At 52.2% G+C, this 11,839-nt stretch carries 13 protein-coding genes; 9 read left to right on the plus strand and 4 right to left on the minus strand.

Annotation, left to right across the window (positions count from 1 at the left end; translation table 11 throughout):
* Positions 1–63 precede the first annotated feature (63 nt).
* Positions 64–294, minus strand: coding sequence for a SlyX family protein (locus ACW8F6_RS15250; RefSeq protein WP_491576736.1), 231 nt, complete (start codon positions 292–294; stop codon positions 64–66).
* A gap of 12 nt (positions 295–306) precedes the next feature.
* On the minus strand, positions 307–1,461 hold the full coding sequence (locus ACW8F6_RS15255) for a serine hydrolase domain-containing protein (RefSeq protein WP_491576737.1): 1,155 nt from the start codon (positions 1,459–1,461) through the stop codon (positions 307–309).
* Between the two features lie 82 nt (positions 1,462–1,543).
* On the opposite strand from ACW8F6_RS15255, the gene ACW8F6_RS15260 reads away from it, so the two are divergent.
* Positions 1,544–2,146 carry a LysE family translocator gene (locus ACW8F6_RS15260; protein ID WP_491576738.1) on the plus strand — a complete coding sequence of 201 codons (603 nt, stop codon included), beginning with the start codon at positions 1,544–1,546 and terminating at the stop codon, positions 2,144–2,146.
* Positions 2,147–2,169: 23 nt separating this feature from the next.
* Here the strand turns inward: ACW8F6_RS15260 and ACW8F6_RS15265 are convergent, their stop codons facing one another.
* Positions 2,170–3,030: an ion transporter gene (locus tag ACW8F6_RS15265; RefSeq protein WP_491576739.1), complete on the minus strand. Its 861-nt coding sequence runs from the start codon at positions 3,028–3,030 to the stop codon at positions 2,170–2,172.
* A 103-nt stretch (positions 3,031–3,133) separates the two neighbouring features.
* Between ACW8F6_RS15265 and ACW8F6_RS15270 the strand changes: the two genes are divergently transcribed.
* The 7 genes from ACW8F6_RS15270 (at position 3,134) to ACW8F6_RS15300 (ending at position 9,956) form a co-directional block, all read left to right on the plus strand.
* Positions 3,134–3,469 (plus strand): hypothetical protein, encoded by a 336-nt coding sequence (locus tag ACW8F6_RS15270; RefSeq protein ID WP_491576740.1) that lies wholly within the window; start codon positions 3,134–3,136, stop codon positions 3,467–3,469.
* Positions 3,462–3,785 carry a stress response translation initiation inhibitor YciH gene (yciH, locus tag ACW8F6_RS15275; protein ID WP_491576741.1) on the plus strand — a complete coding sequence of 108 codons (324 nt, stop codon included), beginning with the start codon at positions 3,462–3,464 and terminating at the stop codon, positions 3,783–3,785. The genes ACW8F6_RS15270 and yciH overlap by 8 nt, the downstream gene beginning before the upstream one ends.
* A gap of 5 nt (positions 3,786–3,790) precedes the next feature.
* Entirely contained in the window at positions 3,791–4,039 is a 249-nt protein-coding gene (locus ACW8F6_RS15280; RefSeq protein ID WP_491576748.1) for a DUF3820 family protein, read from the plus strand.
* 102 nt (positions 4,040–4,141) lie between these two features.
* Entirely contained in the window at positions 4,142–4,687 is a 546-nt protein-coding gene (locus ACW8F6_RS15285; protein WP_491576742.1) for an energy transducer TonB, read from the plus strand.
* Positions 4,688–4,814: 127 nt separating this feature from the next.
* Complete coding sequence (locus ACW8F6_RS15290; protein WP_491576743.1) at positions 4,815–8,066, plus strand: nSTAND1 domain-containing NTPase; 3,252 nt, start codon at positions 4,815–4,817, stop codon at positions 8,064–8,066.
* 195 nt (positions 8,067–8,261) lie between these two features.
* Positions 8,262–8,618 carry a DP-EP family protein gene (locus ACW8F6_RS15295; RefSeq protein WP_491576744.1) on the plus strand — a complete coding sequence of 119 codons (357 nt, stop codon included), beginning with the start codon at positions 8,262–8,264 and terminating at the stop codon, positions 8,616–8,618.
* A gap of 324 nt (positions 8,619–8,942) precedes the next feature.
* Positions 8,943–9,956, plus strand: a complete 1,014-nt coding sequence (locus ACW8F6_RS15300) for a GGDEF domain-containing protein (protein ID WP_491576745.1) — start codon at positions 8,943–8,945, stop codon at positions 9,954–9,956.
* A 52-nt stretch (positions 9,957–10,008) separates the two neighbouring features.
* On the opposite strand, the gene ACW8F6_RS15305 is transcribed toward ACW8F6_RS15300, so the two are convergent.
* Positions 10,009–11,235 carry a glycosyltransferase gene (locus tag ACW8F6_RS15305; RefSeq protein ID WP_491576746.1) on the minus strand — a complete coding sequence of 409 codons (1,227 nt, stop codon included), beginning with the start codon at positions 11,233–11,235 and terminating at the stop codon, positions 10,009–10,011.
* Positions 11,236–11,313: 78 nt separating this feature from the next.
* Between ACW8F6_RS15305 and ACW8F6_RS15310 the strand changes: the two genes are divergently transcribed.
* Positions 11,314–11,805 carry an asparaginase domain-containing protein gene (locus ACW8F6_RS15310; RefSeq protein ID WP_491576747.1) on the plus strand — a complete coding sequence of 164 codons (492 nt, stop codon included), beginning with the start codon at positions 11,314–11,316 and terminating at the stop codon, positions 11,803–11,805.
* Positions 11,806–11,839 lie beyond the last annotated feature (34 nt).

Here is an 11,839-nt window from a genome sequence, read left to right on the forward strand (position 1 = left end):
AGGGTAGCCGCTAGGAGACTAACGCACTGCAACTCGTCGGGGCGCGGCATGCGCCCGCCGGCGCTAGTAATGTGGCGGGCGCTCGCTGCTGGCCTCACCACCTTGATCGACTCGGTACTGCAAATCCAGATGTTTGTCGCTCAAGGTTTTGAGCTGTGCCTTTAAACGAATGAGCTCGGCATCCTGGCGCGACAATATATTGTTTAGCTCAGAGAGCATGTCCTCTTGAAACGCCACCCGGATTTCAAGCTCTTCTACTCTTGCTGCCCACTCGCCAATTTTTTCGTCCGACATCTCCGACCTCCGTTACAGCGCCTGATATAGCGCATTAATTAATCGCTCAGCGCGACTGTCAATCAGCAGGCTTTGCGCCATTTGATTAGACACAAATCCAAAACTGATGTCGTAGTCCGGGTCGGCAAAACCCAAACACCCCCCAGCTCCTGCGTGACCAAAGGCGCGCTCTCCACGCCCCAGCCGGCGGTCGCCGCCCGCTTGAGTAAGCATGAAACCCAGTGAAAAGCGCATGGGCGTTTGCAGCACCCGGTCAGTGCCAGCGCTGCGCTCCTGCCAACACCAAGCGTTTTTGCCTGCAGGCAGCAGGACGGTTCCCGCAATCAGCGCATCGTAAAATTTAGCCAGGTCGCGCGCCGAGGCGTGACCATTGGCCGCAGGAATTTCAGCGCTGCGCCAAGCTGCGCCATTGGTGCCCACCATTAAACTCATGGGATTAGTGAAGGCCTGGTTAACCACTCCTGCGGGATCATCTTTCATGGCGCGGCCCAGCTGCAGTACGCCTTGCTCTGCCTTGGCGCCCCGTATGGCGCCCACCTCAGCCAGCAGGGGTTGCTCGTCGACGGGCACGCCAAAACGCACCGTCAAGCCAAGGGGCCGGGCAATGGCGCTATCAAAGGCCTCGCCATAACTGCGCGCGCCCGTCACCCGCCGCACGACCTCGGCCAAAATCCATCCGTAAAGTATGGGCGAGTAGCCCTGTGCACTCCCCGGTGTCCACCAAGGTGTTTCCTGGGCAATTAACTTGCGCACTTTATCGGCATCGAAGATATCTGTTTCTGCCACGCGGGTGTGAAACGCATTTACCCCCGAGCGGTGACACAATATTTGCTCAAGGGTAATCGTACCTTTGCCGTTCGCACCAAACTCAGGCCAGATGTCCGCCACCGGCTGTGCGAGCGAAAGTCGGCCTTGTGCCACCAGTTGCAAAACGGCTACTGCCGCCATTGGCTTGCCCGCCGAAAATATATTCGCGCGCGTGTCTGCCTGCCAGGGTTGGCTGCCCTGCTTATCTCGAGCACCGCCCCAAATATCGAGCAGCGGCTGCCCCCCTCGGTAGACCGCCAGCGCCGCGCCCTGCGGATGGGCATTTAACAGCGCTTCAAATTCCCGAGAAACCGACTCCAAACCGGCAGCCACTTGCCCCCGTACAGAAAAATTGACCATAACAACTGCTCTGGCTAAAAGCTGGCAATTGTACCCTGAAATCTGCACACTGCCCTCACCCGAAAATGGTCGAGGAGAATCGATGTTATTCAGTAGCTGGCTTGCAGTGGCAGGCATTTGCACACTGGGCGCCATGTCGCCCGGCCCGAGCCTGGCGGTAGTCATGAATAATACCGTCAACTACGGCCGCCGAGCCGGTATGTTGGCGGCAATTGGTCACGGTCTGGGAGTGACAGGCTACGCCCTGGCAACGGCATTGGGGCTGGCCGTGATCATTACCAACTCACCCACCCTATTCACGGTTATTCGCTACGCCGGCGCCGTCTTCTTACTTTATTTGGCCTACAAAAGTTTTACCGCGCCGGCAAGCGGCGCCGCTGCGCCCGCAGAAAGCCAGCCTAAGGGTTTTTACAGCGGGCTGTTAATCGCCGTGTTAAATCCCAAAATGGCGGTATTTTTTCTAGCGCTGTTCAGCCAATTTGTGGGCGTCGACGCCGGCACTGGCGAGAAAATCATTTTGGCATTAACCGCCGGTACCATCGACACTCTATGGTATTTATTGGTGGCCTGGGGCCTTGCCACACCGTCGATACTGGCCTGGCTGAGCCGACACCAGCAAATTATCAACCGCCTTTTTGGCGTCGTTATTGCCCTGTTGGCTGCCAGCATTTTGCTGCAGGGTTAAGCGGTGCGGCCGATGCGGCCCCGCTAGCCGTCGGCTGGCCCACCGGTTTCGGCGAGTTGCGTTAATTTGCCACCGCAAAATCGGCAATAATCCGCATCCATTTCATGATTACCTTTCGCGCAACTGCCGCACCGGATAGTGCCCCGGTGTTGGGTGACCTGCTGCACCAACTCGGCGGTGAAAATACCGGTGGGTATAGCAATAATCGAATAGCCCGTTAACATTACCAGGGCCGCCAAAAACTGGCCCATGGGCGTATGCGGAGTGATATCGCCATACCCCACGGTGGTAATACTGACAATGGCCCAGTAAATACTTTTTGGAATGCTGGTAAAGCCGTTTTCCGGCCCCTCTACCACATACATCAAGGAACCAAATACCGTCGTTAGCACCAGCACAGAGCTAAAAAACACCAAAATTTTACGCCGAGCCATCAACATCGAGCGCACCAAAATATTAGCTTCTTGCAAATAGCGCACTAACTTTAGAATGCGAAAGATGCGCAGCACGCGCAGCAATCTGATGGTCAACAGGTAGTTAAGGTCGCCAAAGAACAAACCCAGGTAGCTGGGCAGAATAGACAACAAGTCCACCAGCCCGTAGAAGCTTTTCACATAAGCCCAACGGTTTGTCGACACATAGATGCGCACGCCGTATTCAAGCGTGAAAATCAACGTAAACATCCACTCGGCCACCGCAAACGCCAGACTCCACTGACCGGACAGGCCGTGCAGGGTTTCCAGCATCATCACGGCGACACTCAGCAATATGAGCGCGATCAACACCAGATCAAAGGTGCGGCCAGCCGGTGTGTCGTAGCCGAAGATAATGTCGGAAATGCGGGTGCGCAGACTCGGCGCTGTGTTTTCGGGAGATTCGCTCATTGCGGAACCGGCCTTAACTTTTAACGTGGGCCGCCAAGGATTACAATAGCCGGCCCTTTTTGCAATGCCGGCTGCCCTCAACCCGGCCACGGAGCCCTTGCCCATGTCTGTCATACTGTCTCGCCTCAAGTGCCCTTGGTGCCAAACGCCGGTTACCAAGGCTCAATTGAAGGCCAATGGCCTGCTGCAAACCTACCTGAAGCGCGAAGCCGTGGCCTGCCCGCACTGCCAAGGCCGAATAGCATTGCCCGAGAAGGCAGAAACCATGATCAGCAGCGGGCTCTTTGTAGCCGTATTTTTAGCGCCGCTATTCGCCTATTTTAATTGGCTGGCGATCAATCCCGTGCTGCTATTTTCGTTGGGTGTTGCCCTGGTTTTAACCGGCATTTATTTTCAAAAGCTCCAAAAAGTCACCGAGGAGGCATCCGGCAATGAGTAAAAACAGCCGCTTGGTTTACAGCACAGAGACAGGTCGGATAGATGCACCCAAGGGCAATGAGGTGCCACCAACGGGCGACGGCATAGTGCGCATTGCACGCAGCTCAAAAGGGCGCGGCGGTAAGGCCGTAAGCGTGATTACGGGTTTAGGGCTAGACAAAGAGGCGCTGAAAACGCTGGCCAAGGCCCTAAAACAGGTGTGCGGCGTGGGCGGCGCAGTCAAGGACTGGGACATCGAAATTCAAGGCGACATGCGCGACAAGCTCAAAGCCGAGCTGGAAAAACGCGGCTACACCGTCAAACTGGCGGGCGGCTGACAGTGATCGACGCCCCCTTCCCACCTGAATACCTCAAGCTGCTGGTCACTACCCCCATGCCGTTCGGCAAATACCAGGGGCAATTACTGGCCGACCTCCCCGAGCCCTACCTGGTGTGGTTTCACGGCCAGGGATTTCCCAAGGGAAAGCTAGGGGAGTTACTGGCACTGGTGCACGAAATCAAGGTCAACGGCCTGGAACCGCTGCTCGAACCCCTGCGCAATCGGCCCGCCCATTTTAATCCGCACGCCTAGTCGAGGCTGGCCCAGCTTTTGCTCTACCCCTCTCATCACCATTAACACGCACAAAACCGTCAAATTTTTGGCGAACGCATAGGTTATCTGAGGGTATTCATCATGGATCAAGCCACAATTTGGTCACTGCTAGACACCTTGGCAAAAATAGGCATGGGTGCGCTGCTACTCGGCCTGGGCCTGTGGTTTGCGCACTTCCGCAAGCCTGGCCAGCCCACCTCGCCGGACGCTATCGCCGCCCAGCGCAAGCTGAAAGTGTACGAGGAGGTATCGCGGCAAATGGGCAATGTCAGCCACATCTTTGCCAAATATTCGGCGCTGGTGATTGAATCTGTGCGCTTTGGCGCCCGCTGGCCCCAGGCACGCCGCACAGAGCTGGACAGCATTAACAACGAATTAGTACAGGAGTTTCGCCGCATGGCCGACGCCGAGGCCAACCTGCTGCTAATTGGCGAAAAGGGCCTGGAAAAAAACCTGCGTCTGTACGGCGCGCAGATAGCCTTGTTCCGCAAGCAGGTATACGTGGGGCGCCGCGATATCAGCAACCAAGAGATTGCCGATCTCAAGCAGGACATCTACAAATTACGCGAGCAATTTTACGACGTACTCAGCAAGAAATACGACGACAACATCCGAAAAAGTGCGTAGCGCGTGAACTGGGCTCGTTATTGACCTGTTGCCAGCAGGAACAGATTCAGGAATGATGTCGCGATGCAAGCTGTGGGTAGGTGCATGCTTCCTATAAAATAACGGCAAAAGCAACGGCACGCTGAAAATGAGCTCTGATTTATTTTACTTTGGTAAATGGCAGGTACTGCCCAACGATAACACGATTTCCAGTGATTCGGGCATCAAAACGATTGAACCCAAAGCCATGGATGTGCTAGTCGAGCTTTGTAGCAACCCAGGCACGGTACAAAGCGCAGATGCGTTATTAAGCCGATGTTGGGGCAGCGCTCCAATGGGTGACAACCCCGTACATAAAGCGATTAACCAGTTACGCCGCGCGCTAGGCGATAGCGCGAGCAAACCAACTTATATTGAAACAATTCGCAAACGGGGCTATAAAACTCTAGCCCCGGTAAAACGCCCTCTCGACGAGACAACAAAACAAGGCACCTGGGTTAAAGGCTCACCCTACCCAGGGCTATCTGCATTCAATGCCGAGCACTCTCAGGTGTTTTGTGGCAGAAGCCATCAAATAAAAACACTGCTAGATCGAATCGTTACGCAAATAGATTTTGGTCGTGCTTTTTGCCTTGTACTAGGTCGAAGTGGTTGCGGAAAATCGTCGCTCATTCAAGCAGGTATCCTACCAATTCTATCGGCGCCGCAAGGCTACAAGCACATTAAAGTTGAATCAGCCAGCTGTATCGATTTGGGAGATGTTGCACCCGATCACTTTTGGTTGGATTTTGCTAGCTCGCTGTTGGATTGGGAACTGGATAGCAACTCAATTTTTGACCAATGGAGCGCCGCGCAGCTAGCCACACTACTGCAGAGCAGCGAAGGCATTCAGAAAGTCATTGATCACTGTGATCAGCAACTTCAGAGACATTCAACAAAAAATAGATTACCTATACTAGCGCTATTTATCGACAAACTTGAAGCCGTATTGGTTGACGGAAGAATCTCCAAAGACGATCGGAACAAGGTTATTACACTAATCGATAAATTCAGTGAGTGTGGCAATATTTTAATCCTTAGCGCATGCCGAAATGATTACTACCCACAACTGGCTCAGCATGCCAGCCTTATGGCAGGAAAAGCTAACGGCGCTCACTTTGACCTGGAAGTTCCTGGTCGTGCCGAGCTTATGGAGATCATTCGAAAACCTGCGCAAGCAGCCGGCCTCACATGGGAAACAGACTCAGTTAGCGGCAGCAGCCTTGACGAAATAATTTGCACGCAAGCGAGCACTAGCGAGGATGCACTTCCCTTGCTGCAATATACATTACAAGAACTGTATATCATGCGTGACGGCAACAAACTCACTACTGAGGCATACAAGACCCTTGGCGGGATGGAAGGTGCACTTAGTAAAAAAGCCGAAACAACTGTCGAAAACCTAACAGCCTCTGAAAGAGAAGCACTTCCCAGAGTTTTATCACTTTTGATAAATATGGCGTCGGATGAAAGCACAATTAGCTGTCGCGCGGTTCGCTGGTCTAAACTCGAAAACAACAATGAAAGATCATTAGTGCAAGCCCTTGTCGACGAAAGATTGTTTGTTTCATTCCTCATGATTGATGAACCATGCTTTGGCGTTGCACACGAATCCATAATTCGCCACTGGAATCGAGCAACCCAATGGCTGGAAGAACATAAAGAAAGTCTAAAAGCAAAAGCAAGGCTTGTGCAATCAGCTCATCGTTGGAACAATGAAAATAAAAACGCCTCCTACCTACTGAGCCAAGGAAAACCTCTACAAGAAGCCATTTCTATCCGTGACAACGCACTATTTCAACTAAGCGAAATAGAAAAACTTCTAATCATCAAGTCAGAAAAAAAATCTAACCTGCTGAAAGTATACAAAACCGCTATAGGTATAGCACTATGCAGCCTTAGCGCAACTTCGCTATACATGGCCCATGAAAGTAAAAAGGCACAAGAGTTTGCGCAAGAAAAACGCCTGGAAGCAGAAAGCCTAGTGGGTTTCATGGTGGGAGAGTTTTCAGAAAAACTCCGCACACTTGGCCGAATGGATCTATTAGACGGGATAAGCAACAGAGCACTTGAATACTTCACTAACAGCTCTGACAATAACAACAACCTAACTGCGAAGACACGCACTCAATATGCACAAACCATTGAATCCATTGGTGAAGTTGCCCTATCCAGAGGGAAAACAGATGAAGCCCACCAAGCACTATTAACTGCGCGATCACTCTTTCAAAACCTTCTACACGAAAATCCGAATGATTTCGACATACTCCGCCAACTCGGCGCCAATGCTTTCTGGCTGAGCACCATCCCTTACAACCAGTCGGATTATGATACTGCCGAAAAGTATGTAAGAGAGTACTTAACATACAGCAGTGAGATGTACAAAATAGATAAGAATAGCCTCGAAGCCATTCAAGAATTTTCATACGCCAACAATACACTAGGCACACTGGCCTTCAGAAAGAATAAGTTTTTAGAAGCAAAAAACTATTTTATGAAATCGCTTGACCTGAAGCTAAAGGCGCTAAAACTATCCCCAGAAGACACTCTATTAACTACCGACCTCGCAAGCACATACTCCTGGCTTTCAAGCTCCGCTTTAAGCTCAGGCGATGCTCAACAAGCAATGCACTACCTAAATCAAGAGCAGGCATTGCTAATTCAATTAAGGGAAAGCTCTCACAACAATTCGCAAACAGATTTTGAGCAAGCATTATCTTATTACCGAGAAGCACTACTACTTAAAGACCAAAATGAATTACTTGAATCCATTCAGAAAATTCAAAAAAGCGCAAATATCTTACTAAGCCTGAACAACTCTGATCCGAGCAATTTGCAATGGGCCATCACCCGCCTAAGAGTTGATACATTACATATAAATTTATTGTCGCTAGAAAATCCTGAAACAACACCAAAATCCCTACAATCACTTGACACTCGCATCGAAGAGCTATTAGTTAATACCGCATTTGATAATGTAGGGCAAATGATCAACCTCATGCTAGAAATAAGTCAAGTTCATCAAAACCTTGAAAACTGGTCGAAAAGCAAAAGGTGGCAGACAGAAATTAGTTATCTACTAGAGTCCAACGATAGCAAAAATGACAACGGCCTAAAATTAGCCCATGCTTTGTATTTGTTATTGAACGCAAATTTGGAAAAAATAAGCGGATTTCAAAACCGATACCTAGAGTACTGCAATCAAGCAAAGCAAATCATTGAGCCACTAACCCAAGTATCTTCAGACCCCAAGTATCTCATCCCTTATGCAAAATCCCTTCACTGTCTGAATCAACCGTTAACTGTCAATAATTTGGATCAACGCTTGGCAAAGCTCGGAATTAAAGAAGTGAAATTGTAAAGTCATGCATGTGTACTTTAATGGGTGACGAAGCTGACCTATTAGCTTAGTATCGGCTGAAGCCTAATCACATTGGAATATTGATCACACGCAACGAACAATCACTACAAGCCATCAGCTTGTAAACGCGTCCTGTACTCAACACCTTTTGATTATTTTTTAACCACCTCCTAACGTTCAACAGAGGAAGATACAGTGCCAACTAATACTATCAACTTTACTGTTTCAGTTACTTTCCCCACACCAACAACAGGGGATTTTACCATCTACCAAAACGGCAGGGTGGTCACCGGTGACATTACCGTAACCTGCGCTGAAACAGTCGTCTATGAGTTAACCGACTCTCCCGGTGTCATTTTTACGCAACCTTCAGTCAGCCAAGATCCACACAACAATATTTCGGCCGTCGTCTCGGGTAATGGAAGAACACTCACCATTAGCGATTCTGACCAGGATACGGAAACTATATGTATTAAGTTGGCAGTGATTAACCCCGATGGTGGAGCAACGGTTTACAGCCCAGATCCACAATACCGTAATATTCCTCAATAGCTCTCAGGCAGACTCTTTGCGTGGTCTGCCCTATTCTGCTCAACCGGCACCGCAGGCGGCTATCAGCGGGCAGTGCCGCCCCCTGTTGCCCCCCCCACCTATCATCCGCTTTAAAATACGCATTGAATCTACCGAAATGCCATATGTTTCCACCCCAAAGCTGTGCCCGGCAACAGCCCGCCGACTCGATTACAACCCAACAATTTCTTTATAAATCAATCACTTAAAATCAGAAGGTTATCAGAAGGTTATTTGCAACTCATCCGCCTAAAGTAGCCCTCAGTCGATATAGACGCACATCTCAACTGAGGGTGAAGGATAACCATGAATCGCATCACACAGGCTAGAACCGCCACGATTAACAAGCTCAGTAAGGTACCAAGTACCGACACCGAGCCCACCGAATGCACGCCTAAGATTGAACTTACCGGTGAAAGCATTAACACCTTGAGTGCAGTCCTTAACCATGTTTCGGAAGCAATCATGTTGATCGACATGGAGGGCCATATAGAACTGGCTAACCCTGCGGCGGCCCACCTTCTGGGCGCAAGCGCGAATGGCCTCATTGGTCGCCCCTGGTGGGGATACTTGAGTCGCGCTTATCGCCATGCTTACCAAGCGATATTTAATGACTGGCTAGCTGATCACACGGCCATCCCACACCACGGCCCACAGGAAGCCCTCATTGAGCGAGAAGACGGCAGCTTTTTAGAAGTAGACCTGTCTTTATCTGGCATTCCTGGCGAGCAGCCCAAACTCATTGCAGTGCTGCATGACCTAACCAGCCACAAAGCTGAATATCAGGAGCTACGCCGCCTTGCACGCACCGATGCACTAACCGGCCTTGCAAATCGTCGGGCATTTGATGAGGCACTCTTGCGTCACTGGCGAGATTGCAACAGCGCCAATATGCCTCTTTCCGTCATTTTGCTGGATGTCGACCACTTTAAGCGCTTCAACGACCAGTTTGGTCATGTTCAGGGCGACTACTGCCTGACCAAAATTGGCGAGGCAATCGAGTCCGCCCTCCCTTCGCACCGCTGCCTAGCCGCACGTTACGGAGGCGAGGAATTTGCGGTCATTTTGCCGGGATGTAGCGCCAGGGCAGCACACTCGGCGGCACATGCCATTCAAATGGCGGTCAAAAACATACAATTTGGCGATCAGGGCTTGCCCCCAGGAACGCAAGTTACGGTCAGCCAGGGCCTTGCGAGCCATAAGCGTTCGCACTTCAGACATATTGCAGCCATGGTCAGCGCCGCTGATACAGCGCTATACCAAGCTAAACAATTGGGTAGAAATAAGGTGGTGACCTGTGGTTGTTGTGTTGGGGTCTAATCACGGCGCAATACATTTGTACCGTAGATGCCCCAGGGAATCACCGCTGAACTCAGCGTGATTTGGCCTCAATCCAGCGGGACATGAATTCGGTGGCCCGGTGCTTTTGCTCGTGCAATATTGCACCCACAATGTTGCGCGCCCGATGGCCATCCAGATCCCGGGTCAGTACCTGTAGGCGCTGACTCAGTGCCTGCCCAACGCGCCCGGCGTGCAGCAACGTATTAAAGCGTTCAAACCCGGCCTGTTGTGCTGCTTGCCAGGCACCGCTGTCGTGATAGAAATGCACCACGGCCTCGATAAAGGCCTCGGGCGTGTCGACCACGGCGCCCGGCCAAGCGCCCGCGCCCATGCCCTCGGCCCCGATGGGGCTGGTCACCGACGGTGTGCCGGCAGCCCAGGCATCGGCCAATTTGCCCTTAATCCCCGCCCCAAAGCGCAGTGGCGCCACACACAGGCGGTACTGAGCCAGTGTGGTGCGGGCGTCGCGCGCCCAGCCCTGGACCCGAAACCCCAATTTATCACTGTGTAACTGCTGCGCCTTTTTGGGCTGGTAAGCACCGTAAAGATGCATTTCCACCTCCGGTAATCGCGCTCGCAGCGCCGGCCACAGCTCGCGCAGATAGCGCACCGCATCCCAATTGGGTGCATGGCGGTAGTTGCCTATGAACACCAGGTGGCGGCGCGCCTCAAAGGGCGGCGTGCTTTGCTCCGCTAGAGGCGTTTCCATAAACGGGCAGTGCAGGAGCAAGGCCAGCGGGACCCCCATCCTTTGGTGCAACAGGTCTATTTCTACATTCGAGATCATAAGGCTCAAGTCGCAGCGGTAAATGCTTGCCAGCTCGCGGCGCGCCAGCGGGGTAAACAAATCCCGATCCTCCAGCGCCAGTACCGGCCGCCCCGCTTTCAGTGCCTGCTCGCGCCCGTAGCGCAAGCAGTGCAAGTCCTCGGAGTCCAGAAGCCGCAGCGTTTGCGGACAAGCCTGCGCCAATCGCCAGCCAAATTGCTCTTCAGTGACAAAACGGTCAAAGATCGCAATGGCCGGCTGCAAGTCGCCCACCCAGGTGTCGAAACTGCTAGAGTTCAAGGCCAGTGCCTGCGTCTGCACACCTAATTCGGCCAGATTTGCCGAACTGGGGCCACGCTCGGCCGCACAGCCAAATACCACCTGGTAATCGGCCGCCTGTGCCCACTGGATGAGTTGCAGGATACGGCTTCCGGCCGCGGAGGAGGTGGGTTCGGGCCAGACATAGCCAATTATCAGTAGGGTTTGCGGCATTACACTCGTCACACGGGCAAAACCCACATTCTAACCCAATTGACCGCGTGTTCGTTGGGCACAGCGCAAGAGGTAAATATGAGCGTAACTATCATCACCACCGGCGGCACCATCGACAAAATTTATTACGACGCCAAGAATGACTACCACATAGGCCAACCCCAGGCACCCAAAATATTGGAGCGCGCTGGCGTGACTTTGGATACTCCCATCATTCCGCTGTTTCGCAAAGACAGCCTGGACATTACCGACTCAGATCGCGCGTTGGTGCGCAAAACGGCCGAGGAACAAGCTGGCCACAATATTGTTATCACCCACGGCACCGACACCCTCACTCAAACCGGCATGGCGCTCAAAGGCATCAAGGGCAAGACCATCGTGCTGATGGGTGCGATGTATCCGGCCGAGTTTCGCGATTCAGACGCGGTGTTTAATTTGGGTGCGGCCGTAATGGCGGCGCAGACATTGCCCGAGGGTGTCTACATAGCCATGAATGGCCGGGTGTTCGACCCGGCCCGCTGCGTTAAAAATGTCGCCGAAAATCGCTTTGAAGAAATTGCCAACGACTAGCCGACAAAGACGCGTGAGCTCGGTGCCGGCACCG

Source organism: Simiduia sp., from assembly GCF_058345725.1.